The organism is Streptomyces sp. NPDC002018 (assembly GCF_042890865.1).
GTDB lineage: Bacteria > Actinomycetota > Actinomycetes > Streptomycetales > Streptomycetaceae > Streptomyces.
Window position 1 is genome coordinate 514,528 of sequence record NZ_JBIASO010000001.1, and the last position, 25,629, is coordinate 540,156.

23 protein-coding genes and 1 tRNA gene are annotated in these 25,629 nt (G+C 71.5%); 12 read left to right on the plus strand and 12 right to left on the minus strand.

The window, feature by feature from the left end; translation table 11 throughout:
* Positions 1-49 precede the first annotated feature (49 nt).
* Positions 50-589 (plus strand): helix-turn-helix domain-containing protein, encoded by a 540-nt coding sequence (locus tag ACFYYH_RS02195; protein WP_388545297.1) that lies wholly within the window; start codon positions 50-52, stop codon positions 587-589.
* The gene (locus ACFYYH_RS02200; RefSeq protein ID WP_388544665.1) at positions 586-1,173 is read left to right on the plus strand and encodes a GNAT family N-acetyltransferase; all 588 of its coding nucleotides are present in this window, start codon (positions 586-588) and stop codon (positions 1,171-1,173) included. Before ACFYYH_RS02195 ends, ACFYYH_RS02200 begins: the two co-directional genes overlap by 4 nt.
* A 238-nt stretch (positions 1,174-1,411) precedes the next feature.
* Here the strand turns inward: ACFYYH_RS02200 and ACFYYH_RS02205 are convergent, their stop codons facing one another.
* The 3 genes from ACFYYH_RS02205 to ACFYYH_RS02215 form a co-directional block, all read right to left on the minus strand.
* On the minus strand, positions 1,412-2,137 hold the full coding sequence (locus ACFYYH_RS02205; protein ID WP_388545299.1) for a sugar phosphate isomerase/epimerase family protein: 726 nt from the start codon (positions 2,135-2,137) through the stop codon (positions 1,412-1,414).
* Between the two features lie 178 nt (positions 2,138-2,315).
* Positions 2,316-5,798, minus strand: coding sequence for a ThuA domain-containing protein (locus ACFYYH_RS02210; protein ID WP_388544667.1), 3,483 nt, complete (start codon positions 5,796-5,798; stop codon positions 2,316-2,318).
* 538 nt (positions 5,799-6,336) lie between these two features.
* Positions 6,337-7,194 carry an aldo/keto reductase gene (locus tag ACFYYH_RS02215; protein WP_388544669.1) on the minus strand — a complete coding sequence of 286 codons (858 nt, stop codon included), beginning with the start codon at positions 7,192-7,194 and terminating at the stop codon, positions 6,337-6,339.
* A gap of 139 nt (positions 7,195-7,333) precedes the next feature.
* On the opposite strand from ACFYYH_RS02215, the gene ACFYYH_RS02220 reads away from it, so the two are divergent.
* On the plus strand, positions 7,334-8,320 hold the full coding sequence (locus ACFYYH_RS02220; RefSeq protein ID WP_388544671.1) for a LysR family transcriptional regulator: 987 nt from the start codon (positions 7,334-7,336) through the stop codon (positions 8,318-8,320).
* On the opposite strand, the gene ACFYYH_RS02225 is transcribed toward ACFYYH_RS02220, so the two are convergent.
* The 3 genes from ACFYYH_RS02225 to ACFYYH_RS02235 form a co-directional block, all read right to left on the minus strand.
* Positions 8,295-8,807 carry a DUF664 domain-containing protein gene (locus tag ACFYYH_RS02225; RefSeq protein ID WP_388544672.1) on the minus strand — a complete coding sequence of 171 codons (513 nt, stop codon included), beginning with the start codon at positions 8,805-8,807 and terminating at the stop codon, positions 8,295-8,297. The two genes, ACFYYH_RS02220 and ACFYYH_RS02225, sit on opposite strands and share 26 nt — an antisense overlap.
* A gap of 80 nt (positions 8,808-8,887) precedes the next feature.
* Entirely contained in the window at positions 8,888-9,787 is a 900-nt protein-coding gene (locus ACFYYH_RS02230; RefSeq protein ID WP_388544674.1) for a transketolase family protein, read from the minus strand.
* Positions 9,788-9,859: 72 nt separating this feature from the next.
* Positions 9,860-10,585, minus strand: coding sequence for a transketolase (locus ACFYYH_RS02235; RefSeq protein WP_388544676.1), 726 nt, complete (start codon positions 10,583-10,585; stop codon positions 9,860-9,862).
* A 151-nt stretch (positions 10,586-10,736) separates the two neighbouring features.
* Between ACFYYH_RS02235 and ACFYYH_RS02240 the strand changes: the two genes are divergently transcribed.
* Both ACFYYH_RS02240 and ACFYYH_RS02245 read left to right on the plus strand, forming a co-directional pair.
* Positions 10,737-10,813, plus strand: a tRNA-Pro gene (locus ACFYYH_RS02240).
* A gap of 432 nt (positions 10,814-11,245) precedes the next feature.
* Positions 11,246-13,060: an ABC transporter ATP-binding protein gene (locus tag ACFYYH_RS02245; protein WP_388544678.1), complete on the plus strand. Its 1,815-nt coding sequence runs from the start codon at positions 11,246-11,248 to the stop codon at positions 13,058-13,060.
* A gap of 73 nt (positions 13,061-13,133) precedes the next feature.
* Here the strand turns inward: ACFYYH_RS02245 and ACFYYH_RS02250 are convergent, their stop codons facing one another.
* From ACFYYH_RS02250 to ACFYYH_RS02260, 3 genes are all read right to left on the minus strand, one after another.
* A complete protein-coding gene (locus ACFYYH_RS02250) occupies positions 13,134-13,376 on the minus strand; it encodes a hypothetical protein (protein ID WP_388544679.1) in 243 nt (80 codons plus the stop codon).
* Complete coding sequence (locus ACFYYH_RS02255; RefSeq protein ID WP_388544681.1) at positions 13,360-13,611, minus strand: DUF6400 family protein; 252 nt, start codon at positions 13,609-13,611, stop codon at positions 13,360-13,362. Before ACFYYH_RS02255 ends, ACFYYH_RS02250 begins: the two co-directional genes overlap by 17 nt.
* A 236-nt stretch (positions 13,612-13,847) precedes the next feature.
* Positions 13,848-14,798: an oxidoreductase gene (locus ACFYYH_RS02260; protein ID WP_388544684.1), complete on the minus strand. Its 951-nt coding sequence runs from the start codon at positions 14,796-14,798 to the stop codon at positions 13,848-13,850.
* 423 nt (positions 14,799-15,221) lie between these two features.
* On the opposite strand from ACFYYH_RS02260, the gene ACFYYH_RS02265 reads away from it, so the two are divergent.
* A complete protein-coding gene (locus ACFYYH_RS02265) occupies positions 15,222-16,019 on the plus strand; it encodes a uracil-DNA glycosylase (RefSeq protein WP_388544687.1) in 798 nt (265 codons plus the stop codon).
* A gap of 84 nt (positions 16,020-16,103) precedes the next feature.
* Positions 16,104-16,838: an SDR family NAD(P)-dependent oxidoreductase gene (locus ACFYYH_RS02270; protein WP_388544689.1), complete on the plus strand. Its 735-nt coding sequence runs from the start codon at positions 16,104-16,106 to the stop codon at positions 16,836-16,838.
* Positions 16,839-17,004: 166 nt separating this feature from the next.
* On the opposite strand, the gene ACFYYH_RS02275 is transcribed toward ACFYYH_RS02270, so the two are convergent.
* Positions 17,005-18,153, minus strand: a complete 1,149-nt coding sequence (locus ACFYYH_RS02275; RefSeq protein WP_388545302.1) for a TetR/AcrR family transcriptional regulator — start codon at positions 18,151-18,153, stop codon at positions 17,005-17,007.
* Positions 18,154-18,304: 151 nt separating this feature from the next.
* Between ACFYYH_RS02275 and clpX the strand changes: the two genes are divergently transcribed.
* Together clpX and nhaA are read left to right on the plus strand one after the other, a co-directional pair.
* Complete coding sequence (gene clpX / locus ACFYYH_RS02280) at positions 18,305-19,591, plus strand: ATP-dependent Clp protease ATP-binding subunit ClpX (protein ID WP_388544691.1); 1,287 nt, start codon at positions 18,305-18,307, stop codon at positions 19,589-19,591.
* A gap of 186 nt (positions 19,592-19,777) precedes the next feature.
* On the plus strand, positions 19,778-21,664 hold the full coding sequence (nhaA, locus tag ACFYYH_RS02285; protein WP_388544694.1) for a Na+/H+ antiporter NhaA: 1,887 nt from the start codon (positions 19,778-19,780) through the stop codon (positions 21,662-21,664).
* A 140-nt stretch (positions 21,665-21,804) separates the two neighbouring features.
* Here the strand turns inward: nhaA and ACFYYH_RS02290 are convergent, their stop codons facing one another.
* Positions 21,805-22,218, minus strand: a complete 414-nt coding sequence (locus ACFYYH_RS02290; RefSeq protein WP_388544697.1) for an ATP-binding protein — start codon at positions 22,216-22,218, stop codon at positions 21,805-21,807.
* A gap of 296 nt (positions 22,219-22,514) precedes the next feature.
* On the opposite strand from ACFYYH_RS02290, the gene ACFYYH_RS02295 reads away from it, so the two are divergent.
* The 3 genes from ACFYYH_RS02295 to ACFYYH_RS02305 all read left to right on the plus strand — a co-directional run bounded on the left by ACFYYH_RS02295 (position 22,515) and on the right by ACFYYH_RS02305 (position 24,544).
* Positions 22,515-22,991 (plus strand): ATP-binding protein, encoded by a 477-nt coding sequence (locus tag ACFYYH_RS02295; protein WP_388544699.1) that lies wholly within the window; start codon positions 22,515-22,517, stop codon positions 22,989-22,991.
* Positions 22,992-23,071: 80 nt separating this feature from the next.
* Entirely contained in the window at positions 23,072-23,545 is a 474-nt protein-coding gene (locus ACFYYH_RS02300; protein WP_388544701.1) for a hypothetical protein, read from the plus strand.
* 207 nt (positions 23,546-23,752) lie between these two features.
* Entirely contained in the window at positions 23,753-24,544 is a 792-nt protein-coding gene (locus ACFYYH_RS02305) for a cupin domain-containing protein (RefSeq protein ID WP_388544703.1), read from the plus strand.
* On the opposite strand, the gene ACFYYH_RS02310 is transcribed toward ACFYYH_RS02305, so the two are convergent.
* A complete protein-coding gene (locus ACFYYH_RS02310; RefSeq protein ID WP_388544706.1) occupies positions 24,541-25,452 on the minus strand; it encodes an MIP/aquaporin family protein in 912 nt (303 codons plus the stop codon). The genes ACFYYH_RS02305 and ACFYYH_RS02310 overlap by 4 nt on opposite strands.
* Between the last annotated feature and the right edge of the window lie 177 nt (positions 25,453-25,629).

Consider the following 25,629-nt stretch of genomic DNA (forward strand, 5'->3'; position numbering starts at 1 on the left):
CACCGGCGTCGGTTCCGGCGCCGCTCCCGGCACCGACCCTGTCGACGAGCTGCTCGCCGCCCGCCTCGCGGAGCTGCGCGGCGAGCACGGCTGGTCGCTCGACGAGCTGGCCCGGCGCAGCGGGGTGAGCCGGTCCACCCTGTCGCGTGCCGAGCGCGGCGAGATCAGCCCCACGGCGTCGACGCTCGGCCGGCTGTGCGCGGTGTACGGGCGGACCATGTCGCAGTTGCTGAGCGAGGTGGAGACGGAGCCGGCGCGGCTCGTCAGGGCCGCCGACCAGACCGTATGGCGGGACACCACCTCCGGTTTCGTCCGCCGCTCGGTCTCGCCGCCGCAGTCGGGGCTGCGCGCCGAAGTCGTCGAGGGGACCCTGCGGCCGGGCGCGGACGTGTCGTACGAACGGCCCCCGGTCCCCGGCATGGAGCAGCACATCTGGGTGCTGGAAGGGTCGGTCGAGTTCACATCGGGACGCGATGTGCACACCCTGGACGCGGGCGACTGTCTGCGGACACGGCTGTGGGGTCCCACCCGCTTCCGCTGCCCGGGGCCCGGCCCCGTCCGGTACGCCGTCGTGGTGGTCCGGCCATGAGCACCGGACGGCCGGGCGGTCCTGAGGTGGTGCGGCTCTCCGCCGCCGAACTGCTCGACACCGCCGACGCGCTGGCGGATCTGATGCTCGACACGGTGGCGGGCGGCGCCTCCATCGGTTTTCTCCATCCGCTGGACCGCGCGACGGCGGCGCGGTGGTGGCGGGACCGGGCCCCGGCGGTACGGGAGGGGCGGCTCTCCGTCCGTGTCGTCCGCGACGGCGCGCGGGTCGTCGGGACGGTGACGGTGGCGTTCGCGGAGAAGCCCAACGCCCGCCACCGCGCCGAGATCGTCAAGCTGATGGTGCGGCGCGACGCGCGGGGCGGGGGACTGGGCCGCGCCCTGCTCACCGCGGCGGAGGAGGCCGCCGCCGGCGCGGGTGTGACCCTGCTGCTGCTCGACACCGAGACCGGCAGCCCCGCCGAGACGCTCTACCGCTCCGCGGGCTGGACGGTGATCGGAGTGGTCCCCGGTCATGCCGCCGACCCGGGAGGGACGCTCCGCGCCACCACCTTCTTCTACAAGGACCTGGGCGCGGCCCGCCACGGAACCACACCGGTGGCGGAGGTACCCGCCACGGTGTGACGACGCGTCCGGGCGTTCCCGTCCCGCTGTGACGCCCCGGCCGCGCGACCGCTCCACCGCGACCGTTCCCCCGCGGTCGCACGACCGTGACCCTGCGACCGCACACCGCACACCGCACACCGCTCGACTGCGCACCGCGCACCGCGAACCGCACACCGCACACGGCCGCGACCGCACGACCGCGGTCCCGGCCACCGCGGGACGGCGGCCGGGACCGGTCGTACCGTGCCGTGACCGCTCAGTACCGCAGCCGCGACAGATACCGGTAACTGGTGAGCGCGGACGCGAACGGATCGGCCGGCGCGTCATGCTCCACCAGCCACTGCCGCACACCACCGCTGCGCGCCGTGTCGAACATCGCGGGGAAGTCCAGCACCCCCGAGCCGACATCCTCGAAGTCCCCGTTCGGCGCCATGTCCTTCACATGCAGCGCCGGGAACCGGTCGCGGTGCCTCACGAAGAGCCGGCGCGGATCGTCCCCGCCCTTCGCCGCCCAGTACACATCCAGCTCGAACCCGACCAGTTCGGGATCGGTCTCCTTGAGCAGGATGCCGTAGAGACTCTCACCGTCGATCACGGTGTGGTCGGCGTCATGGTTGTGGAAGAGCACCTTGAGCCCGGACTTCCGGGCGACGCGCCCCGCCGCGTTGAACTGCCGTGCCGCCTCCCGGTATCCGGCCGGTGAGTGCATTCCCTCCGGCAGGCTCGGCACCACCACCCACTGTCCGCCCAGGGTGCGGACGTCCTCGATCGCCTGGGGCAGTCCGCTGCCCGCGACCGTGGTGTAGGCGACATGTTCGAGCACGGCCTTGAGCCGGGTCTCGTCCAGCATCCGCCGGATGCCGGCCGCGCTGTGGCCGTGTCTGCCGCTGACGCCGACCGTCGCGTAACCGATCTCCGCCAGCCGCTCCAGCGTGCCCCTGAAGTCCGTCGCGAGCGGGGTGCGCATGGTGTAGAGGTGCATACCGATCCCGGACGGCGGTATGCGCCGCGTCCGGCAGCGTCCGGCGGCACCGGCCGTGGCGGAAGCGGCGGCGTTGGCGGAGGTCGCCGAGGCCACCCCCGTACCCACGCCCAGCGCGGCCAGTCCGACCGCCTTGCCCAGGAACGCTCTTCGGGTGCTGCTCATGGTCGCTCTCCTCTCAGGCCGCGGGGCCCGCGTCGATCCGGACCGCGCCGGTGGTCGTATCACCCTTGTCGTCGGTGACGGTGAGATGCGCCGTGTACGTGCCCGGCCTGGAGTACGTGTGGGCCGCGGTCGGCCCCTCCGTACCCGAGCCCCTGACGTTGTCGCCGAAGTCCCAGTGGTACGAGGCGACCGTGCGCCCGGACAGCGGCTTCACCGTGCTGCTGAGCCGCACCGCCAGGGGTGTGCCTCCCGAGGCCGGTGTCGCCTTGACCTTCACCGTCGTGGCCGGTTTCTTCTCGACCCCGCGGCCGTTGAAATGCAGCCAGTCGACCGCGAGGAGATCCGGCTTCTCCGCCGACCAGGCGGGGTTGGTGAAGACCGCGTACAGCTTCACCGAACCGCCGGGACTCTTGAGCGTGGTGGTGGGGGAGACGACATTGCCCCAGCCGCCGGTGTTCGGGATCGTCACCTTGCCCAGCAGCGGTCCGGTCGGTGAGCCGTTGCGGAACTCGATGTCCCCGCCGAGCCCGCCCGAGGCCGCGCCGACCGCGACCGAGGAGATCCCCTTGAGATTGACCGGATCGAACGAGATCCAGTCGCCGTCCTCGATCTCCGTGAGCCGCTTGCCGCCGGAGGCGTCCGCGCGGTCGCCGGTCACGGCGCCGTCGTGCGCGCCACCGGTCGCGGTACGGTGCTCCGCCTCGCGGAAGGCGGTCCGCAGCGTCAGCGACGACGAGCCCGTCAGCGCGGGCACGCCCGGGGCGCCCTTGTCCTCGTACTGCGCGGTGATGCCGTAGTAGAGATTCTGCCCCGGGCCGTGGCTGTCCCCGGCGTCGGTGACGATCTCCCCGGCGCAGCCCGTGTAGTTGTCCAGCGGATGGAGATGGCTGTCATGGCCGAGCTGGGACTGGACGACCACCCGCGAGCAGTCGATCGTCTCGCCCTCACCGGTCTTGCCGTCCTCGCGGTCCTTGACCTTCACGGTGAACGGGATGGTGTCGCCGAAGCTGAAGATCCCGCCGTTGGGCGGCTGCTGGATGGTGACCACGGGCCGGGTGTTGCCGACCGTGATCTCCCGGACGGAGAGCGCGGTCAGCCCGCCGGGTCCGGTGACGGTCAGCCGGGCTGTGAACCGGCCCTTGTCACGGTAGACATGGGAGGGGTTCGCCTGGGTGGAGTCGGTGGTCCCGTCGCCGTCGAAGTCCCAGGCGTAGGTCACCGGTTCGCCGCCCGGCAGGCCCGAGCCCTCGCTGGAGAAGGCCACCGTCAGCGGGGCGGGGCCGCTGTCCGGGCTCGCCGCCGTGCTGGCGTCGGGCAGCCGTCCGTCCCCGACGTAGTCGATCCGGTAGATGCCCGAGCCTTCGTTGCTGCCGCCGCGGCCGGTGCCGCTGCCGAGCCCGAAGTCGATGACGTACAGCGCCCCGTCGGGACCGAAGTCCGCGTCGAAGGGCTGGTTCCAGCTCATGTCACCGAAGACACCGTTGATGGAGTGGAGATCGCCCGCCTTGACCGGGGCGAAGCGCGGATCCGTGAACGTCTGGTCCCGCTCGTGGAACGAGAACGTCTTGAACCAGGTCCTGGTCAGCTCGTAGTTGAGCCACTTCCCCTCGAAGTACTCGGGGAACTTGGACGGATAGGTGTTCGCCGGGTCGTAGTCGTAGACCGGACCGCCCATCGGTCCGCCGCCGCCCGTGCCCAGCTCGGGGAAGTCCGGCGAGGCGGAGTAGGCGTACCAGACCGTCGCGGGCTTGGCCGCCGGCAGCTCCCGCAGACCCGTGTTGTTCGGCGAGTCGTTGACCAGGTTCGCGCAGTCGAACTTCGCGCCCGAGGTGCCGGTGGCGAAGTCGTAGTCGTTGAACGGGGTGTTGTCCCCGGTGCAGTACGGCCAGCCGTAGTTGCCCGGCTCGGTGATGCGGTTGTACTCGACCGTGCCCTCCGGGCCCCGGTCGGCGACCGCCTCCCGCGCGTCGGGCCCGTAGTCGCCCACCAGCAGCGCGCCGCTCAGCGGATCGGTGGTGATGCGGAACGGGTTGCGCATGCCCATCGCGTAGATCTCGGGGCGGGTCCGCTCGGTGCCCGGCGCGAAGAGGTTGCCCTCGGGGACGGAGTAGGTGCCGTCGTCCTCGGGTGTGATGCGCAGGACCTTGCCGCGCAGATCGTTCGTGTTGCCGGCCGTGGTCTGGGCGTCCCAGGCACGGCGTCCCTCGCGCTCGTCGATCGGGGTGAAGCCGTCGGAGGCGAAGGGATCGGTGTTGTCGCCGGTCGCGACATACAGATCACCGTTCTTGTCGAAGGTGATCGAGCCCGCCATGTGCGAGTTGGCCCGGCCCTCGCCGCGCAGGGTCGGCACGGTCAGCAGCCGCTTCTCCGAGGCCGGGTCGACGGTGTTCCCGGTGACCGTGAAGCGGGACAGGTTGAGCCGTTTCTCGATCTTGTCGGAGTGCAGGAGATAGAGCCAGTTGTTCTCCGCGAAGTCCGGGTCCAGGGTGAGACCGAGCAGTCCGTCGGACTGGCTCGTCATCTCCGGCGTGTACGCGAAGTCCAGCGCGGTCGAGACCTGGAGGGTCCGCTGGTCGATCACCTTGAGTTTGCCGGTGCGCTGGATGAAGAAGACCCGGCGGTCAGGGGCGACGGCCAGCTCAAAGGGGTCGGCGAGATCGCTGGTGGCCAGCGCGGTGCGCTGGAAGGCGCCGGTCTTGGTGGCGGTGCAGTCCCCGGGTTTGTTGCCCGCGGCCCACTGGATGCCGCCGAGCAGATGCTTGCGGAAGGCGTCCTCCTGGAAGGCGGACGCGGCATGCCCGCCCGCGGTGAACCAGGAGCGTCCGCCGTCGTAGTTCTGGCACCAGGACCACGGGTGGTCGACGCCTTCGTCCAGGCCGTCGATCCCGTCGTTCACCTTGATCTGGGCGAGTGTGTGCACCTTGCCGGTCGGGTTGACGCGCCAGTTGTACCACTCCTCCGAACGCTCCCAGAGCTGTGGCAGCCCCTGGGTGGAGGGGTGCGCGGGATCGAGCACCTTCACCCGGCCCGTCTGGACGGCGGGGTGCTTGTCGAAGATCGCGCCGACCAGCCCCTCGTACCAGTCCCAGTCGCGCTCGCTCGCGGAGGCGGCGTGCAGACCGACCCAGCCGCCACCCCCGCGGACGAACGACTGGAGCGCGGCGCGCTGTGCGGCGTCGAGCAGATCGCCGCTCTCCGGGGTGGAGTTGGTGTTGTTGAAGACGATCGCCTGGAAGCGGGCGAGATTCTCCTCGGTGAAGGCCGTGGCGTCACTGGTGGCCTCGACCTCGAATCCGTTCTCGCTGCCGAGCTGTTCGACGGCCTCGATCCCGGCCGGGATCGAATCGTGCTCGAAGTTGGTGACCTTGGAGAAGACCAGAACGCGGAACGGCGCCGCGTCGGCGCGGGGCGGCGAGGCCAGCCCGAGTCCGAGGACGAGCGCCAGCAACGCGGTGATCACAAGGAAGGGTGAGGCGGTTCGGATGGGCGTTCTCATGGGCGCTCCCGGTGCTGTAGAGCCGGCTGCGGGTTAGAAAGCGCTTTCTGGAGTGCGTCACACAGCGTAGGTTCCGGTGTCACAGGGGGTCAATGGGTCGGAAGAGCCCGCTGCGGCGGGGCGGCGGGGCGGCGGTCGCCGGGAGCGGGATCGCGGCCGTGGGCTCGTGCCGTACGCCGGTGCCCCTGCCTGTCCGGCACCGGCCCGTCGAGACGCTGACGGCCCGTCGAGACGCTGACGGTCCGTCGGGAAGCGGGCGATCGGTCCGGGAACGCGGGCGACCCGTCCGGGCGGTGCCCGGACGGGTCGGATGGAGCGGTGCGCGGTGCGCGGTGCGTGGTGGGTGGCCGGCAGTGGGCCGGCCGTACGTGGCCCTGGGCGCCGGCGGGGCCGGGAGTCCCGGTGTCGGCCGAGTATCCCGGCACCGGCCGGGAAGGGCCGTACGTTCCCGGCGCGGGCCCCGGGTGTCCCGACGGGAGTGCCGTCGCTCAGCCCCTCAGCGCCTCAGCGCCGTGACGCCCCCGCGGCCGCGGGGGCGTCAGGCCGCGTCCAGCTCCGCCACCTCGGCGGCGTCGAGCACGAGGTCCGCCGCGCCGACCGAGTCACGGATGGTCTCCGGACGGCTGGAACCCGGGATCGGCACCACCACGGGCGACTTGGCCAGCATCCAGGCGAGACACACCTGCTGCGGGCTCACCCCGTGCGCCTCGGCGATCCGCGCGAACGCGCCGTGCGCGGAGCCCAGTTCACCGGCGCTCTTGATCCCGCCGAACGGGCTCCACGGCAGGAACGCGATACCCAGCTCCGTGCACAGCTCCAGCTCCGGCTCGCTGGAGCGGAACGCCGGCGAGAACTGGTTCTGCACGGAGACCAGCCGGCCGCCGAGGATCTCCTGGGCCGACCTGATCTGGTCCGGGTCGGCGTTGGAGACACCGGCCTGCTGGATCTTGCCCTCGTCGAGGAGGTCACGCACGGCGCCGACGGACTCCTCGTACGGCACCTTCGGGTCCGGCCGGTGGAACTGGTACAGCCCGATCGCCTCCACGCCGAGGCGCTTGAGCGATGCCTCGCAGGCCGCCCTGAGGTACTCGGGGGAGCCGTCGAGCGTCCAGGAGCCGTCGCCGGGACGGAGATGGCCGCCCTTGGTGGCCACGAGCACCTCGGAGCCGCGCTCGTGCGATGCCAGGGCCTTGGCGATCAGGGACTCGTTGTGGCCGACCTCGTCGGCGTGGATGTGGTACGCATCCGCCGTGTCGATCAGGGTCACCCCGGCGTCCAGTGCCGCGCGGATGGTGGCGAGGGAGCGGGCCTCGTCGGGCCGTCCCTCGATCGACATCGGCATACCGCCCAGACCGATCGCGCTGACCTCGACGGTTCCGATGCGGCGAGTCTTCATGGTGGAGTGCACCCTTCCTGCTGCGGACCCGCCGGTTCCGGCGGGGGTCCCCTCCAGCTTTGCCGCTGTCGCGCCGGGCGTCCAATAGAAGAAACCGAACGCATTGAGCGACTGGGGTTCTCAATTAGGCTGGGTCCCCATGGAACTGCGCCACCTCGAATATTTCGTCGCCGTCGCGGAGGAGCGCCACTTCACCAGGGCGGCCCAGCGCCTCATGGTGTCCCAGTCGGGCCTCTCCGCGTCCGTACGGGCCCTGGAACGCGAGCTGGGCGCCCGGCTCTTCGTACGCTCCACCCGCAGGGTCGAACTGACCGGGGCCGGCCGGGCGCTGCTGGTGGAGGCGTCGCGCGCGCTCGCCAGCGTGCGCGCCGGCAAGGAGGCGGTCGCGGCGGTCCAGGGACTGCTGCGCGGCACGCTGTCGGTGGGGACCGAGCAGTGTGTCACCGGGGTGCATGTCCCCGGACTGCTCGCGCGGTTCAGGGCCGAGCATCCCGAGGTCGAGGTACGGCTGCGGCAGGCCGGTTCCGCCTCCCTGGTGGAGGACGTGGCAGCCGGGCGGCTCGATCTGGCCTTCGTCGCCGTGTCCGGGACCGTCCCCGAGGACGTCCGGCTGGTCCCCCTGGCCAGCGAGCCGATGGTGCTGCTCTGCCACCCCGGCCATCCGCTGGCGGGAGCGGCCGAGGCGGACTGGGCGGAGCTGGGCGACGAGGTGTTCGTGGACTTCCACGAGGACTGGGGCGCCCGCGGTCTCACCGACCGGGCCTTCGCCGCCGCCCGTACCGAACGGCGCGTGGCGCTGGAGGTCAACGATGTGCACAGCCTGATCGAGCTGGTCGGCCACGGTCTGGGGATCGCGGTGGTGCCCCGCCCGATCGCCCGCAAGGAACAGGCCGCCGCCCTGTGCACCGTGCCGCTGGCCGGCGCCGGCGACCATCTCTGGGAGGTCTCGGCCGCGCTCCCCGACGACCAGCGCACCGGCCCGGCCGCCCGGCAACTGCTCACCTATCTGCCGGCCACCGCACCCCGTACCGCGCCGGACCCCTGCCCCGCTCCCGTCTCCGCTCGCACGCCCGCTCCCACGCCCCCTCCCGCTCCCCTGACTACGGCCGTTCCAGCCAGCCCCTGACGAAGGCGGCCTGCCCGGCGTGCTGGAGGTCGTCGGAGATCACGCTGACCAGCCGGACACCCAGCGTGACGGGCGGGACCCACGCGTCGTCCACGACCCGCTGGAGACCGGCGTCCTTCACCGTACGGATGAAGCCGACCGTCTGGTCGTGGACGGCGTCGTGGTAGCCCGTGAGCAGCTCCGCGGAGACCCCGCCGAGCGCGGCCACGTCCTTGGGGGAGTGGCCGTAACCGGTCGCCCCCCGCGGGAGGGGCAGCGCGAACCGTGCCGACCACTCCCGCGCGGTCCACACCTGCTCCAGACCGGCCGCGTCGGCGATGTGGTCGTCCTGGATCCGGGTGAGGTGCCAGACGAGCCAGGCGATCGAGTTGGCCCCGTCGTCCAGCCGGACCGCCAGCTCGTCGGGGGAGAGGCCGTCGACCGCTTCGTGGACGGTCTCACGGATACGGCCGAAGGCGTCGATGAGCAGATCACCGCTGGCGGTCATGGGGGGCTCCGGGGGTACGGCCGGGAGCTGGACCCGGCGGGTGGGCGGCGTCCAGTCCAGGGTGCCCCGTACGGGCAAGGTCAGCGCGCCAGGAACGCGGAGATCCGCCCCCGCAGGGACTCCGGGTCGAGACCGTGCCCGGCCAGATGCTCGTCCATCCCGCCGTAGCGCCGCAGTTCGCGGCGCGCCACCCCGAGGCCGAGCACCCGGTGAGCGGTGGCGGACAGGGCGTCGTTCGCCGCGGCCGTGGAGGTTCCCGCGAGATACGGCTCGACGAGCACGACATCCGCCGCGGTCCCGCCCGCGACGGCCCGGCGCAGCGACTCCCCGTCGAAGGGGCGCACGGTCGTCGCGTACAGCACCGTCGTGTCCAGGCCCTCCGTCGCCGCCAGCACGCCGTCCAGCATGGGCCCGACGGCGATCACGATCCCGTCGCGCCCCTCCCGTACGGTCGCGAAGCCCGGACCGGTCACCGGCCGCGCCCGGTCGTTGCTCTGGAGCGAGAGCCTGAGGTACACCCGGTCGTCCCCGGCCGCGGCCCGCCGCAGCAGGGCCTCGGCCTCGTCCGGGTGGCCCGGCACCTGCACCGTCCAGTCGTCCAGCGTGTCCATCAGCGCGACATCGCCCGGCGACATATGGGTGAACCCGCCCGCGGGCCAGTCGTACGAGGCTCCCGCGCTCACCAGTACCCCGCCCACCCCCTGATGGCCGAAGTCCAGCTTCACCTGCTCGAAGGGGCGCTCGACGAGAAAGCTGGCGAAGGTGTGCACGATGGGGCGGAGCCCGGTGAGGGCGAGCCCGCCGCCCACCCCGACCAGAAGCTGTTCACGGATCCCGACATTGATGACCCGGTCGGGGTGGCGGCGCTCCGCCGCGAGGAAGCCGTCCCGGCTGATCTCCGCCAGGACCAGCGCGAGCCGTGGATCCTCGTCCAGCAGTTCGGAGGTGGTGGTGATGAAACGGTCCCGCATGGTGTCCATGGAAATTCCCCTGTCGATGCCTGAAGAGGTGATCGGATGCGTCGGCCCGCGGTCCGGTGCGCCGGTCCGCGGTCAGGACTTGGGCTCGACACGGGCCACGACCGCGCGTGGCCGGCCCGGGTGCGGGGCGGTGAAGGCGGCGTACATCGCCTCGTGGTCCCGTCCGTCGACGGTCTCGGCCGACCAGCCGGCCGCCTCGAACCGGGAGGCGATCCCACCGGGCCAGCCGAGACTCGCCGAGGCGTTGTCGATCACCAGCGTGTGGAGCTGTTCGAGCCCGGCGGGTCCCGCGTAGGCGATCGCCTCGTGATTGCTGCCCTCGTCGAGTTCGGCGTCACCGATCAGCACCCAGACGCGGGACTCGGTGAGCCCCTGCGCCCGGAGCCCGAGCGCGCTGCCCACGGCGAGGGGCAGCCCGTGCCCGAGCGAGCCGCTGCCGATCTCGACCCCGGGCAGCAGCGTCCGGTCGGGGTGGTGGCCGAGGGGCGAGTCGTACGAGCCGAAGCCCGGCAGCAGGTCCTCGGCGAGGAACCCCTTGGCGCAGAGGACGGCGTAGTACGCCATCGGCCCGTGCCCCTTGGAGAGCAGGAGGCGGTCGCGCTCCGGCGCCCCGGCGGTCTCCGGGGACACCCGCAGCACCCGGTCGTACAGCACCCAGAGGGCGTCCAGCGTGGAGGTCGCGGCGGGTCCGTGCTTCTCGTCGCCCGTCATCAGACCCAGCAGTCGGGTCAGGTCCTGGTAACCGGCCGGGTGGCCCGGCGGGCGCACGGACGCGGAATGCGGAGCTGTCTTCGTCATACGGCCGAGCCTGCGACGTCAACCACACTTGAGGTCAAGGCCCCGGCGGACCCGTGGGGGACCCGCGGAAAGCGGTTCGTGACCACCGTGCCGAGTGCGGTATTGTTCTCATGCGCGTTCGGCCAGGGGAAACCCCAGGTCAGACCCGCACCGGGACGTGGCGCAGCTTGGTAGCGCACTTGACTGGGGGTCAAGGGGTCGCAGGTTCAAATCCTGTCGTCCCGACCAGCGTTTTCGCAGGTCGCAGGCGGTATCGGAGAAATCCGGTACCGCCTTTCCGCTGTTCCGGGGACCACAGGGGACCAGCCGGTCCGGCAGGGGGCGTCCGGGGGCGGGCCGGCGTCGGCGGGGGCCGCGGGCAGGTCCTTGCCCGTACGCGAGGCTGTCGTCGGCCTGTCGCCGGCCTGTCGCCGGCCGGGAAAAACGCGTGGACCGCGCGGACGCCGCCGCGGGACACTCGGGGTCCTGGCCTGGCCTCCCCGTACTCGCGGGCATGCGTCGCCACGAGCCGCGCGGGGGCTCGGCCGCCGTGCCCCGCCCGTCCCGGGACGGCCCCAACGGGGGCACTCACTCGAACTGAAGCTCCGCGCGGCCAGTGAGGCGACGGCTTCTCCCCGCAGAAGCACGTGGCGGGCTGCCGCACGACCACACAGGGTTGGTATGGGATCGACTGAGTCGCGCAAGGCGCCGGGCAGGGGCCCGGTACTCCTCGCACTTCGTTACTACGGACGGGAGTTGGCCAGGCTCCGGCGGCTGACGGCACCCGCGATGCTGTTGCCGGCGCTGGGCAACATCGGTATCAACTACCTCGCGCCCCTGGTGGTGGCGAAGCTCGTCGGCCGCATCGCCGACGACGCCGACACCACTTTCGGCGCGATGCTGCCCTATGTCCTCGGCTTCGCCGGTGTGCTGCTCCTCGCGGAGACGCTGTGGCGTATCGGCCTGCACTTCCTGAACCGCCTCGACGCCCTCGGTATCGAGCACCTGTATGTGATCGGCATGGACGAACTGTTCGCCAAGGACGCCGCGTTCTTCCACGACAACTTCGCCGGGTCGCTGACCAAACGGGTCCTGAGCTTCGCCTCCCGCTTCGAGGAGTTCGTCCACACCCTGACGTTCTCGGTCGTGGGCAGTCTCGTACCGCTGGTGTTCGGGTCGGTCGTGCTGTGGCACTACGAACCGCTGCTCGTCGTCGGGCTCCTGGCGATGATCGCGCTGACGGGGCTGTGTGTGATGCCCCTCATCCGGCGCCGCCAGGCGCTGGTCGACCAGCGTGAGGAGGCGATCGCCCGGGTGTCGGGCCATGTCGCCGACAGCCTGATGAACATGGACACGGTGCGGGCGTTCGCCGCAGAGGACCGCGAGGCCGCCGAGCACCAGTCCCGCGTCGCGGAGTCGCGTCGGCTCACGTTGCGTGCGTGGGACTACGGCAATCTGCGCATCGACACGCTGGTCGCGCCGATGTCCGTGCTGACCAACGCGATGGGCCTGCTGCTCGCGGTCGCTCTCGTCGGCGGTGGCAACGGGGTGGAGGCGGTCGTTCTCGCCTTCACGTACTACAGCAACGCGACACGGATCATGTTCGAGTTCAACCAGATCTACCGCCGTCTGGAGAGCTCGATGACGGAGGCCGCGCAGTTCACCGAACTGCTGCTGACTCCGGCGACCGTGCTCGACCCGGAGTCGCCGGAACCGCTGCTGTCCCGGGGCGCCGATGTCCGCTTCGAGCAGGTGACCTTCGCCCACGCGGGGGCTGAGCCCCTCTTCGAGGGCCTCGACCTGGCCGTGCGCAGCGGGACGAAGATCGGCCTCGTCGGCCGGTCCGGCGGCGGCAAGACCACGCTCAGCCGGCTGCTGCTGCGGATGACGGACATCGACGCCGGCCGGATCCTGATCGGCGGGCAGGACATCAGCCGGATGCGCCAGGCCGATGTGCGCGGCCTGATCGCCTACGTACCCCAGGACCCGGCGATGTTCCACCGCACGCTGCGGGACAACATCGCGTTCGCCCGGCCGGACGCCACGGACGCCGAGATCCGCCGCGCGGCCGAGGCGGCGCACGTCACGGAGTTCGCCGACGCGCTGCCGGACGGCTTCGACACCATGGTCGGCGAGCGCGGTGTCAAGCTGTCCGGCGGACAGCGCCAGCGGGTCGCCCTCGCCAGGGCGATCCTGCGTGACGCGCCGATCCTGCTGCTCGACGAGGCGACCAGCGCCCTGGACTCCGAGAGCGAGACCCTCGTCCAGGACGCGCTGTGGCGGCTCATGGAGGGGCGGACGGCGCTCGTGGTGGCGCACCGGCTGAGCACGGTCGCCACCATGGACCGGCTCGTGGTCCTGGACCGCGGGCGGATCATCGAGCAGGGCACGCACCAGCAACTGCTCGCGACGGACGGCGCCTACGCGAAGCTGTGGCAGCGTCAGTCGGGCGGCTTCCTCGACGACACCCCCGTGCCGCGGGCCGATCTGCGCTGAACCCCGGGCCCGCTCGGTGTGGCCCCGAGCCTGCCGAGGCGCCGCTGGGCGCGGCTGCCGCGCAGGCGCGGGTTCAGGGGCAGGGGGCGGCGCCCCGGCGGGTGACGCCGGGGCGGGTGTCCAGTGACCACAGATGCGCGCATCGCGGGCACTGGACATGGACGACCGGTCCGTCGTTGGAGATCAGATAGCGCCAGTGCTCGGCGCAGTTGCGGCGGTCCGCGCACGCCGCGCAGTGGCGCGCGTCGTCGCAGACAGGACAGGCCACCCAGGCGCGGCGGGCGAGGTCCGCCCGTGGATCAATGGGCAGTCGCACGGCCCGGCTTCTCCCTCGGCAGCACCCCGGCCGCCACCAGCAGGTCATAGGTGCGCCGCTGCTCGCCGTCCAGCCCCGAGTAGAGGAGCGCGTACGCCTCCTCCTGGGTCCGGAGCGTGGCCACCGGGTCCCAGTCGGGACCGAGCGCGGCCATGACCTCGGCCCTTCGCCGGGCTTCCTCGAAGGTCAGGTCGATCGTGAAGGGGGTGAGGCCGGTGGTGCTGTCCTGGTCCATGACGAGACTTCCGATGTGCCGACGGAACTCTCCTACCTCTACCAGAGCCTCGGCGCGCCAGGGAAGGGTCACCTAAGCAACCCCGGGGCGGCCCTTGCGACGGCGCGCCGCCGGTCCGTCGGCGGACGTACCCGGATCGGCCGCCAGGGGTGGGCCGTTGCCCGCGCGTCGGAGTCCGTACGGAGGACATGGTCCGCTCACGGACTGTGCCGTACTTCACGGCCCCCTGGGGACGGTCAGCGCGGGGGTGTGAGGTCAGTGGGGAAGTGGATGCCGGTGAGGCGTTCGCTCTCGGTCCACAGGAAGGCGCCCTCGGCGGGATCGTCGGCGGCACGCGGCAGCGGGACGGGCTTGGGGGTCCCCGAGGTCTGGTCACGGCCGGCCGGTGCGATGAATTGGCCGCTGTGGGCGTCGGGGCTGGTGGCGGCGTACAACGAGGGCCAGGCCGCCCCTTCCGGCGAGCCCATCACCGTGCGCGAGGTGAGGGCGACGACCAGCTTCGACAGCGCACCCTGGCTGTGGCGCTGGAGGTTCGTCATGGCGGAGCCGGGGTGGACCACGAGGGCCTTGATTCCGGTGGCGGCCAGGCGGCGGGAGAGTTCCTGGGTGAAGACGACATTGGCGCGCTTGGACTTGGCGTACGCGCTCATCGCTCCGTAGCGCCGCTCGCTCATCAGGTCTTCCAGGTGTCCCATGCGCCAGGTCGCGGCGATCGCGCTGACGGTGACGATCCGCGCGGCCGGTGAGCGGCGCAGGGCCGGCATCAGTCCGGCGGTGAGGGCGAAGTGCCCGAGGTGGTTGGTGCCGAAGGTCAGCTCGAACCCGTCGCTGGTGGTGCGGCGTTCGGGGATGTTCATCACGCCCGCGTTGTTGAACAGCAGGTCGATGGTCTCCGCTTCGGCCAGGCGCCTGCTCGCCTGCCGCACGGAGGCGAGGCTGCCGAGATCGAGGACCGCCGTCGCGACCTCCGCGTCCGGCTGCCCGCTGCGGAGTTCCGTGGCGGCTTCGTCCAGCTTCTCCTGACTGCGTCCCGCCAGGATCACGCGGGCGCCGTGGCGGGCGAGCACACGGGCGGTCTCCAGGCCGATGCCGCTGTTGCCGCCCGTGATCAGGGCGGTGCGGCCGTGCTGGCCGGGGATCGCGTCCGGCGTCCAACGGGGAGCGGAGGCGCGGGTGGTGGAGTTCATGGGGAGTCCTTTCGGGTGACTGGTCGTTCGGTGGCATGACCGAGGCATGCGGTGCCTCGGCCGGAGGAGCCGTAGCAGCCGGAAACGCGCGGGCCCACGAACCACGCCGTGGCACGCGCCCCTCTCGGGGCTTGCCCGGTCGCTCTGTCGACCAACCGGATAGTTAAATTGAAGCGGGGGTGGCGTCAGATGTCAACTACCCGGTTAGTCGTAAGCTTCGGTGCTACGAAATGCCAAGTCCGGCCTGGCTGATCCGTCTGCTTGTGAACTAACCGGCTAGGTGAATGCCTTGAGCGGCAGGCTTCTACGGGACGTCCAGCGAGGAAGGGCGTGCCCCCGACGGAGCGGTGTCGCCGGCATCGTGCAGTGAACCCGGCGCCGGCGGGGCACCGGGTTTTCCAGGGTGCGCGGTAGCGTGGTGGGATGGGCGACCCCGGGGCGGCAGGTCCGCCACCGCGTACCGACGACGACGCGTTTCCCGCCTACCAGGCGGCGCGTTCCGGCGCACTCGGCGAACTGGACACCCGGATCACCCGGTGCCGGGCCTGCCCACGGCTGGTGGCGTGGCGGGAGCAGGTCGCCGCGACCGGACGAGCGGCGTACCGCGACTGGGAGTACTGGGGAAAGCCGGTGGCGGGCTTCGGCCCCGCGGACGCCACGCTGCTGCTCGTCGGACTGGCGCCGGCCGCGCACGGCGGAAACCGTACCGGCCGTATGTTCACCGGAGACTCCTCCGGCGACTTCCTCGTGGCCGCGCTGCACACCGTGGGGCTCGCCTCCCAGCCGCGGGCGACGCATCGGGGAGACGGTCTGGAACTGCGCGGAGTACGGGTCACCGCGCCGGTCCACTGCGCCCCGCCGGACAACAGGCCCACCCCTTCGGAGCGGAAGACCTGCCGGCCATGGCTCTCGGCCGAGCTGGAACTCCTCGGTCCGCGGCTGCGTACGGTGGTCGCGCTGGGCGCCTTCGCCTGGCAGTCGCTGCTGCCCGTCCTCGGCGAGACGGGATGGCGGGTGCCGCGCCCCCGGCCCGCGTTCGGCCATGGGACGCATCTGACCCTGGCCCGTACCGGCGGCGGGAGGGAGCTGCATGTCCTGGGCAGCTACCACCCGAGCCAGCGCAACACCTTCACCGGCCTGCTCACCGCGCCCATGCTGGTGGACCTGCTCGCCCGTGCCGCCGGCCTCGCGGACCTCGACGGCGGCACTCCACAGGCGTGATGCCCGCGCGGACACCATCCTGGAGAGCGAGGACCCACGTTCGAGCCGGGCCGTGCGCCCTGCTCCTCTCCCGAGGGGAACGACATGGAGATGTCCGGGCAGACCGCCCTCGTCACCGGCGCCACCGCGGGCATCGGCCGTGCCGTGGCCGTCCAGCTCGCACAGGAGGGCGCCGAGGTGATCGTGCACGGCCGCGACGCCCGGCGCGGCGCCGAGGTCGTCGCCCATATCGAGGCCGCGGGCGGGAGGGCGCGCTTCGTCCCGGCCGACCTCGCCGACAGTGACGACGTACTGCGCCTGGCCGCGGAATCGGGCGCGGTCGACATCCTGGTCAACAACGCCGGTGTCTACAAGTTCCTGCCCACCTCGGAGATGACGGACGAACTGTTCGACCTGCACATGGACCTCAACACCAAGGCCCCCTATCTGCTGGTGCGTTCGCTGGCCCCCGGCATGGTCAGGCGCGGCCACGGATCCATCGTGAACGTCAGCACCCTGGCCGCCTCCGAGGTCACCACGGGGACCGGCATGTACTCCGCGTCCAAGGCGGCACTGGAACAGCTCACCGAGATCTGGGCCGCCGAGTACGCCGCCCAGGGCGTACGGGTGAACGCGGTGGCACCCGGCCCCACCCGGACCCCGGGCACCGACGACATGGACGCCGCCACCTTCAAGAGGATCGAGGCGACCACGGCCATGGGGCGGGTCGCGGAGCCCGAGGAAGTGGCGGAGGCGGTCGTCTTCCTCGCCTCCCGCCGCTCCAGCTACATCACCGGAGTGGTCCTGGAAGTGTCCGGCGGACGCCTCGCCCTGGGCTGACACGCGCGTACGGGCCGGCCCGGACCGCGCGGACCTCGGGAAGACCGCACGTGCGCGGAGCTCGGCACGACCGGACGTGCGCGGACTCGGGACGAGCGGACCTGCGCGGACTCGGGACGACCGGACGCGCGTGGACTCGGGACGAGCGGACGAGGCCGTCCTGAGATCAGCCGAGGCCCGTCCGCCCGGTGGGCCCGGTACGGGTACGGCCGACGGGCCCGGGGGCGCTGGGCGCGGGGGCGCTCGCCAGGGCCGAGGTGATCGCGTGGCACGCGCCCCGGCCGTCGGCGCACGCGACGATCCTGTCCGCCTCGATACGGACGGCCGCCTCGGTCCCGTCGCCCACGGCGGGCAGACCGGCCGCCGCGGCGAGGGCGCCCGACTCGTCGAACACCACCTGGACGCGCGGCCACGCCGAGGGCGGGAACGCCTGGCGCAGACAACGGCAGAGCTCGGCGACGGCCAGCCGCGCCAGCGGCGCCAGCTCGTCGGGATCCCCGGTGACCACGGCCGCGGTGATCCGGGTTCCCGGCGGAGCGGCCCGTACCGCCTCCTCGACCGCTTCCAGCCGGTGCAGTCCGAGGACGGCCACCACACCGTCGCCCCGGAGCAGGGCGGGCTCACCGCGCACCGCGTCCAGCGCGTGCGGCGGCGACCACGGTGCGTCGGTCTCCCGCACCTGTGTGATCACATGCGTGGGAGACCACCAGTCGTGGAGATCGAGAGCCGCGAGCTGCTCGCAGGCGCTGACCACATTGAAGGGCTCGACGAACCCCGGCGCGGCGGCGGCCAGCTGGTGCGCGCCGTGCAGGGTCGTGAGCACCGCCTCGGCGACCCGCACCAGACTTCCGGCCGGCGCGCCGGCCGGCCGCAGCCCCTCCAGGGCGAGCCCGAGCAGGATCGCGTCGACCTTCATGAGCTGCGCGAACGGCCGCCGGGTCCGCTCCTCGGCGAGCACTTCGGGCAGGAGATACATACCGAGCCGCGCCATACCGTGCTGCTCGCCGACGTCCGCGAGCGGCAGTCCGGCCACCCAGGCGCGGGCGAGCGCGCCGAGCGCCTCCCGCGCGGTACGGCCGGGCTCCGGATGGGGCGGCTCCGGGGCACGCTCCGCGAGCTCGGCCAGCACCGCGAAGTAAAGTGCTCTCTTGCCGGGGAAGTTGGAGTAGACGGCGCCGCGGGTGAGCCCGGCGCGCTGGGCGATGCCGTCCACCTTGGCGTCCCGGAAGCCGTGCTCGGCGAACTCACTCCTGGCCGCGGCCAGCACCCTGGCGCGGTTGCGCTCCTGCGCCTGTGCCCTGCTGAGCCGGCCCATCGTCCTCACACGTCCCCGCGTTGCTGTCCGTCGCGGTTCAAGATACCGTGACCATTCAGATGTTCACGTCATATGGTCGAAGCATCCGGAGCCCGGCCCCGGGCCGGCCCGTACAGCGCTTCCCGTACAACGCTTGAGGAGACATTTCCGCGTGGCAGGCATCGGCGACGGCGGCACCCTGCTGAAGTGCACGTTCTGCGGGAAGAACCAGAAGCAGGTCCAGAAGCTCATCGCGGGTCCGAGCCCGGTCTGCATCTGTGACGAATGCGTGGGGCTCTGCAACGAGCTGATCGCGGAGGACCTCGGCGGGCCCTCCGGCGACGCGCTGCCCGACCTGCCGAAACCACGGGAGATCTTCGACTTCCTGGGGCAGTACGTCATCGGGCAGGAGAGCGCCAAGCGCACCCTCGCGGTGGCGGTCTACAACCACTACAAGCGCATCCGCTCGCTGACGGAGCGGAGCGGGCGGCACGGCACCGACGAGGGCCATGTCGAACTCGGCAAGTCCAACATCCTGCTGATCGGCCCCACCGGCTGCGGCAAGACCTATCTCGTGCAGACCCTCGCCCGGATGCTCGACGTCCCGTTCGCGATCGCCGACGCCACCGCGCTCACGGAGGCCGGCTATGTGGGCGAGGACGTCGAGAACATCCTGCTCAAGCTGATCCAGGCGGCCGACTACGACATCGGCAAGGCCGAGACCGGGATCATCTACATCGACGAGATCGACAAGGTCGCCCGGAAGAGCGAGAACCCGTCGATCACCCGTGATGTCTCCGGCGAGGGAGTCCAGCAGGCGCTGCTGAAGATACTGGAGGGCACGGTCGCCAGTGTGCCGCCGCAGGGCGGCCGCAAGCACGCGCAGCAGGAGTTCCTCCAGATCGACACGGGCAATGTGCTGTTCATCGTCGGCGGTGCCTTCGCCGGACTGGAGCAGATCGTCGAGCGGCGTGTCGAACGCAAGGGCATCGGCTTCGGCGCGTCCCTGCGCACCAAGGAGGAGCGGGAGGGACGGAACGCCTTCGGTGAGGTGCTGCCCGAGGACCTGCTGAAGTTCGGGCTGATCCCGGAATTAGTCGGCCGCCTCCCCAAGCTGGCGACCGTGCAGCCGCTGGACCGTACGGCGTTGACACGGATCCTCACCGAGCCGCGCAACGCGCTGCTCAAGCAGTACCAGAAGCTCTTCGACCTCGACGGGGTGGAGCTGGAGTTCACCGAGGACGCCGTCGCCGCCATCGCGGAACAGGCGCTGCTGCGCCGCACCGGCGCCCGTGCGGCCCGCACGATCCTCGAAGAGGTCCTGCTGAACGTGATGTACGAGGTCCCGAGCCGGGACGATGTCGCCCGGGTCGTGGTCGACCGCGCCACCGTGCTCGACAACGTCAATCCGACCCTCGTACCGCGCGGCGCGCGCGAGCGGCGCGAGAAGTCCGCCTGAGCCGCACGGGCACCTGAGCCGCACGGGCACCTGAGCCGCACGGGCACGCCGGTGGCGGGGGTGCCGTCCCGGGCGCACCGGTCCCGGCGCACCCGTCGGGCGGGCTGATCCGCGGTCCTGCCAGGACGACGGCGCCCGCCGGGCGCCGCCGGGCGCCGACGGTACGGGGCGACGCAGAATGGCCAGGTGACTGTCGACCCGGCGAGCCCGCGCCTATCCGGCCAGACCACATACGGCGACGAGCTGCGGACCCCTCTCCGTGACTTCCTGCGCACGGAGACCGGCAGCGCCGCCGTGCTGCTGGCCGCGGCGGTGGCCGCCCTCGTGTGGGCCAACACCGGGCCGGGTACGTACGCCGCGTTCTGGGCGACGGACCTCTCGGTCCGTGCCGGCTCCACCGGAATCACCCTCGGACTGCGCGAATGGGTGAACAGCGGACTGATGACGCTGTTCTTCTTCGTCGTGGGTCTGGAGGCGCGCCGCGAGTTCGACATGGGTGAACTGCGCGAGCGCAGACGGGTCGCCCTCCCCCTGATCGCCGGCGTCAGCGGCATGGTCGTACCGGTCGCGATCTATCTCGCCTTCACCGCCGGCGAACCGTCGATGCACGGCTGGGGCGCCGCCATGTCCACCGACACGGCGTTCGCGCTGGGCATCCTCGCCGTCTTCGGCACCCGGCTGCCCCAGGGCCTGCGGACCTTCATCCTGACCGTCGCCGTCGTGGACGACTTCGTGGCGCTCGGCGTCATCGCGATCGCCTACAGCGGCCATGTCGACATCGTCGCGCTGGTCGTCGCCCTGGCGGTGTTCGGAGTGATCCTGCTGGTGCGGGCCGCGGGGGTGCGCCGGGGCGCGGTGTACGGAGTGCTCGCCGTGGTCCTGTGGGTGGCCCTGCTGGAATCGGGTGTGGACCCGATCGTCGCCGGCCTCGCCATGGGCCTGCTGACCTACGCTTATCCGGCGGCGCGCAGCGATCTGGAGCGGGCGACCGGGCTGTTCCGGCTCTTCCGCGAGCAGCCCACACCGGAGATGGAGCGTTCGGTACGGGCCGGGCTGGCCTCGGCCATCTCACCCAACGAGCGGCTCCAGCGGATGTTCCACCCCTGGACGAGCTATGTGATCGTGCCGGTCTTCGCCCTCGCCAACGCCGGTATCACCCTCAGCGGCGACCTGCTGGTGGACGCCTTCGGCTCGCCGGTCACCCTGGGCATCCTGTTCGCCTATCTGCTCGGCAAGCCCCTCGGCATCCTCGGCGCCGCACGGCTGACCACGGCCCTGAGCCGGGGGCGGCTGCGTCCGCCCGTCGGCTGGGGCGCCACCGCCGCCGGCGGCACCATCGCGGGGGTCGGCTTCACCGTCTCGCTGCTGATCGCCGCCCTCGCCTTCGACGGCGCCCGGCTGGAGCAGGCGAAGGTCGGCATTCTCGCCGCGGTGCTCTGCTCCTCCGCCGCGACCTGGGTGGTCACCCGGGTGATCTGGGCACTGCCCAGGCGCAAACGGATCAACGCCCTGTTCGGCACGGGGGAGTCCATCGTGGATCTGACGGCCCCCGTGGACCCGGACCGTGACCATATCCGCGGTCCGAGGGAGGCGCCGGTGACCGTCGTCGAGTACGGCGATTTCGAATGCCCGTACTGCGGTCTCGCCGAGCCCGTCATCCGTGAACTGCTCGCGGACTCCGGGGACGTCCGGTACGTCTGGCGCCATCTTCCGCTCACCGATGTCCACCCCAACGCACAGCTCGCGGCGGAGGCGGCGGAGGCGGCCGCCGCGCAGTGCGCCTTCTGGGAGATGCACGATCTCCTGCTCGACCACCAGGGCGATCTGCGCCCCGCCGACCTGCTGCGCTACGCCGAGGAGATCGGGCTGGACACCGACCGGTTCCACCGGGATCTGCGCTCCCACAAGGGTGCGGCCCGGATCGCCGAGGATGTCGAGACGGCCGATATGAGCGGGGTCTCGGGCACCCCGACCTTCTTCGTCAACGGACGGCGCCACCACGGCGCGTACGACATCGAGGGTCTCACCGCCGCCGTACGCGCCGCCCGCGCGCGCTCCCTGCTCAAGCCCTGAGGAGGCCAGGCCCTGAGGAGGCCAGGCCTTGAGGAGGTCTCGGGCCTTGAGGAAGGCGAGCGGAGCGGGGTCGACGACCTCGGGAGGGGGACGGGCGATGGACCGGACCGGACCGGACCGGACCGCCCGCCCGGCCGCGGTCAGTGGCGGACCAGCGCCCTGATGAGTTTCCCGCCGTCCCCGAGCACGGTCACCGTGACCTCCGCCAGCCGTTGCACCAGTGGCCAGCCGTAGCCGCCGGGCAGCCAGTCCTGCCCGTGCTCCCGGCCCACGGGCAGCAGCGGACTCGCGTCCCGTACGGCTATCTCGACCTCTCCGGCGCAGGCGGAGACCCGGAAGCCCGTCACCCCGCCCGCGTGCCGTACCGCGTTGGTGACCAGCTCCGACACCACCAGCAGCACATCGCCCGCCGTCCGCTCGGGCACCTTCGGCTCGAACCGTTCCAGCAGCGAGCAGGCCATCGCGCGGGCTTCCGCCGCGCCCGACGGGAGCCCGTCCTGCCACATGAGCGCTCCCGAGACGGCGCTCTCCGCTCCGTCGTCCACCGTAGTCATCCCCGCACCCCCGTACGCGGCTGTGTTTCCCGCCGATCCGTGCACATCCTTGAGTGTGCCCAATGTGCCGTCGGTGAGCATCGCATGTTTCCCCCGGAGCGTGAATAGGTGTGCTGAATACGCCCTTTCCTCCCTATCGCGAAAGAGGCGAACGGGCGGGAGCGGACGGGAACGGATGTGATCGCCGTCACGGAAAATAGGGAGGCATACCGTTCGGATACGGGGGCACAAGGGAGAGCGGAGAAGGGGGTCCCCCGCATCGCCCTCTCGATGCGCGGGCAGGAGTGTATGAGCGTATGAACGGACAGACCGTTATCGGTACGGCTTTCGCGTCCCTCGCGGACCCCGCGCAGCCACTGCGCCGGGCAAGGGAATTCCTGGGCTCGCCGGGCGCCGCGGCCGACGCCCGGCGATTCGCCGCGCGCTTCCTCCAGCAGCTCGAGGCGGAGTGGTGTGCCGTCCTCGGCGACAGACGTGTGGGCGATGTACTGCTGGTCGTCAACGAACTGGTCACCAACGCCGAGCGGCACAGCCATGGCCCTTATGTGCTGGAGCTGGAGGGCACGGACCGACGGGTGGCCGTCACGGTGTACGACAGCAGCTCGACCCTGCCGCGCCGCTACGAGCGGGATCCCGGCAGGGTGGGCGGACACGGTATGGAGATCGTCGCGGCGGTGAGCGACCGGCTGGTCGCCGAACGGGTCCCGGTCGGCAAGCGCGTCCAGGCCGTGTTCGATCTGTTCGACACGACGGATCCCGAACATCCGGCCTGAAGCTCGAACATCCATCCTGACGAGGCCCGGCGTTTTCACTGCCGCGGTGCCGCGCATCCTTCCGGGGAGGAAGGAGTCGTATGCGCGGATTACGTGGTGTGGGCACCAACGGGCGCGGGGTGCTGCTCGGTGCCCTGGTGGCGGGGGCGCTGATACTGGCGGGGTGCGTCGAGGACGGTCTGGGAGCGTCGAGGACCGGCGAGGCCGGACCGGCGCCGTCCGCTCCGACCGCCTCTCCGCCCCCCACGGGCGGCTGCGGGGACACGGACTGCGAGGTGGAGCTGACCGCGGGGGACGCGATCCGCTTCGGCGGGCGGGACCACGCCGGCCGTTTCGAGATCACCGCCGTGGACGCGAGGGGCGCCCGCTGGAAGCTGCCCGGCTCCCGGAGGTGCGGAGCGTCCGGACCCGGGGACATCCGCGTGGCGAGCGACAACGACGGATGCCGGGGGAGGGCCGGTGAGGGGACGACCCTGCGCGCGGAAGGCGTCCTCGTGACACTCCTCGCCATCGAGGGGGAGACCGTGCGGGTGCGGCTGCGGCCGTGGGCGTAGCACGGCGGCCACCGCGCACCCGGGAGCCGGGTCCGTCACCCGGGCCGCACCGTTGACAGCGTGGTGCGGTGACCCTACGTTCCTTGCAGAAAGCGCTTGCTGTGCGGTCGTCCTCGTGGGACTGGTCGGACTGGTCGGACTGGTGGGACTCGTGGTCCTCGTGGGAACGGGCGGCTCCTGGGCCCCGACGGTGAAGGCGAGGAACTGATGGGAACACAGGCGCCCCGGGCGGCGGACACGACGACCTCGGCGGCGGGCTTCGCGGGCCTGCCCGGAGCCGTCGCCGTATCGCATCTCCAGGTGTACGACTGGGAGGCCGCCGACGGAGTGCGCGGCGGCACCCCGCACCTTCATCTCACCTGCGCCGAGGGGTACGTGGTGACAGCGGGGCGGGGAGCCGTCCAGACGCTCGCCCCGGTGGGCTTCGACGTCACCCCCCTGGCACCCGGCGCCCTCGTCTGGTTCACACCGGGCACCATCCACCGGCTGGTCAACGAGGACGGACTGCGCATCGTGGTCCTGATGCAGAACAACGGCCTTCCGGAGGCCGGGGACGCGGTGCTCACCCTTCCGCCGGAGTATCTGACGGACCCGGAGACCTATGCGCGGGCCGTCCGTATCCCCGACGCCGCGGAGGCGTCCGAGGCCGGGCAGGCCGCCGTCGCGCGCCGGCGGCGCGATCTCGCCGTCGAGGGCTTCACGGTGCTGCGTACGGCGTGGGAGGCCGGTGACACCCGGCCCCTGCTCGATTTCCAGCGGGCCGCCGCCGCGCTCGTACGGCCCCGGGTGGCACGGTGGCGCGAGCGCTGGGAGGCGGGCGCGGCGGAGGCCGCCCGGCAGACCGGTGTCCAGCTCGACCGGCTCGACGCGGGCGACGCCTCCCATCTCGCCGAGGCCCGGCTGCACACCCGGCTTCCGGCGGCGCACGGCAGGTTCGGTATGTGCGGACGCCTCGACACCTACGAGGTGCCGGGCACGGCCGCCCCGGCCGCCGGTTAAAGGTTGGCGGTCGGCTCGGCGTCCCCGGCTCTGCCGCCTTCCCGTCCCTCGTCGATCCCCCGGCGTGCCTGGAGCACCTGTCCGATGAACAGGTCGTAGACGAAGGCTCCGACGAGCGCTCCGATCAGCGGGCCCACAATGGGAATCCACATGTAATGGCTGAACCACTGGAATGTTCCCGGAATGGCGATGTCTCCCCAGCCCATGATGTACGTCCACAGCCGCGGGCCGAAGTCACGGGCCGGGTTGATCGCGTATCCGGCGTTCGTGCCGATGCTGAGCCCGATCGCCACCACCACCAGGCCGGTCAGAAAGGGGCCGAGATTGGCGGCGGGAGCGGTGTTGCGCAGATCGATGAGCGCGAAGATGAGCAGCACGAGAAAACCGGTACCGATGATCTGGTCCAGCAGCGGCCCCCACCAGGAATTACCGAAGTACTCGGCCGGAAAGGTGGCGAAAATCGAAAAGGTGGAGAGCGACTCGTCCCGGGTGAGCCCGGCCTTGCTGTTGAACGCGTTGATGGCCCAGCTGTACATACCGCAGACCATGGCGGCACTGAGGAAGGCCCCCACAAGCTGTGCGCCCCAGTAGGGCAGGACCTTCTTCCAGGCGAAACCCCTGCGTACGGCGAACGCGAGCGTCACCGCGGGATTGAGATGCGCCCCGCTGACACCGCCGGCGACATACACGCCGAAAACCACCCCGAAGCCCCAGCCGAAGGAGATGATCAGCCAGTTCGCGGCGTCGAACGGGACGGACTGGCGTCCCGATCCGGGCAGACCGGCGACGGCGACGGCGACCGATCCGCAGCCGAGCAGGATCAGTACGAATGTTCCCAGGAATTCCGCGAGAAGTTCACCGCCGAGCCCCTCTCGGTAGCCGCGACGCTTCGTACTGGTGGCTGTCATTACGCCTCCTGTTCGCGAGGGGTTCGGCGTGCTGCTCATCAGTCGAATCCCACGGAGGACCCGGGAGTGGGCCTTGATAGGCGAGTGTAGGACCGCCCGATGGAACGTGCCCGGTGAGCGGTACGCACCGGCTGACGGTCAGTCGCCGGACATCTGTCGGCCATTCGGGTGAGGATA

What these genes read in the sequence shown, in the direction of transcription:
- ACFYYH_RS02210 (WP_388544667.1), bottom strand. Translation starts at nt 5,798, where the DNA reads ATGAGAACGCCCATCCGAACCGCCTCACCCTTCCTTGTGATCACCGCG.
- ACFYYH_RS02215 (WP_388544669.1), bottom strand. Translation starts at nt 7,194, where the DNA reads ATGAAGACTCGCCGCATCGGAACCGTCGAGGTCAGCGCGATCGGTCTG.
- ACFYYH_RS02255 (WP_388544681.1), bottom strand. Translation starts at nt 13,611, where the DNA reads ATGGACCAGGACAGCACCACCGGCCTCACCCCCTTCACGATCGACCTG.
- ACFYYH_RS02205 (WP_388545299.1), bottom strand. Translation starts at nt 2,137, where the DNA reads ATGCACCTCTACACCATGCGCACCCCGCTCGCGACGGACTTCAGGGGC.
- ACFYYH_RS02220 (WP_388544671.1), top strand. Translation starts at nt 7,334, where the DNA reads ATGGAACTGCGCCACCTCGAATATTTCGTCGCCGTCGCGGAGGAGCGC.
- ACFYYH_RS02260 (WP_388544684.1), bottom strand. Translation starts at nt 14,798, where the DNA reads ATGAACTCCACCACCCGCGCCTCCGCTCCCCGTTGGACGCCGGACGCG.
- ACFYYH_RS02300 (WP_388544701.1), top strand. Translation starts at nt 23,072, where the DNA reads ATGCGCGGATTACGTGGTGTGGGCACCAACGGGCGCGGGGTGCTGCTC.
- ACFYYH_RS02225 (WP_388544672.1), bottom strand. Translation starts at nt 8,807, where the DNA reads ATGACCGCCAGCGGTGATCTGCTCATCGACGCCTTCGGCCGTATCCGT.
- ACFYYH_RS02235 (WP_388544676.1), bottom strand. Translation starts at nt 10,585, where the DNA reads ATGACGAAGACAGCTCCGCATTCCGCGTCCGTGCGCCCGCCGGGCCAC.
- ACFYYH_RS02290 (WP_388544697.1), bottom strand. Translation starts at nt 22,218, where the DNA reads ATGACTACGGTGGACGACGGAGCGGAGAGCGCCGTCTCGGGAGCGCTC.
- ACFYYH_RS02305 (WP_388544703.1), top strand. Translation starts at nt 23,753, where the DNA reads ATGGGAACACAGGCGCCCCGGGCGGCGGACACGACGACCTCGGCGGCG.
- ACFYYH_RS02295 (WP_388544699.1), top strand. Translation starts at nt 22,515, where the DNA reads ATGAACGGACAGACCGTTATCGGTACGGCTTTCGCGTCCCTCGCGGAC.
- ACFYYH_RS02270 (WP_388544689.1), top strand. Translation starts at nt 16,104, where the DNA reads ATGGAGATGTCCGGGCAGACCGCCCTCGTCACCGGCGCCACCGCGGGC.
- ACFYYH_RS02265 (WP_388544687.1), top strand. Translation starts at nt 15,222, where the DNA reads ATGGGCGACCCCGGGGCGGCAGGTCCGCCACCGCGTACCGACGACGAC.
- ACFYYH_RS02245 (WP_388544678.1), top strand. Translation starts at nt 11,246, where the DNA reads ATGGGATCGACTGAGTCGCGCAAGGCGCCGGGCAGGGGCCCGGTACTC.
- ACFYYH_RS02310 (WP_388544706.1), bottom strand. Translation starts at nt 25,452, where the DNA reads ATGACAGCCACCAGTACGAAGCGTCGCGGCTACCGAGAGGGGCTCGGC.
- ACFYYH_RS02230 (WP_388544674.1), bottom strand. Translation starts at nt 9,787, where the DNA reads ATGGACACCATGCGGGACCGTTTCATCACCACCACCTCCGAACTGCTG.
- ACFYYH_RS02275 (WP_388545302.1), bottom strand. Translation starts at nt 18,153, where the DNA reads ATGGGCCGGCTCAGCAGGGCACAGGCGCAGGAGCGCAACCGCGCCAGG.
- ACFYYH_RS02200 (WP_388544665.1), top strand. Translation starts at nt 586, where the DNA reads ATGAGCACCGGACGGCCGGGCGGTCCTGAGGTGGTGCGGCTCTCCGCC.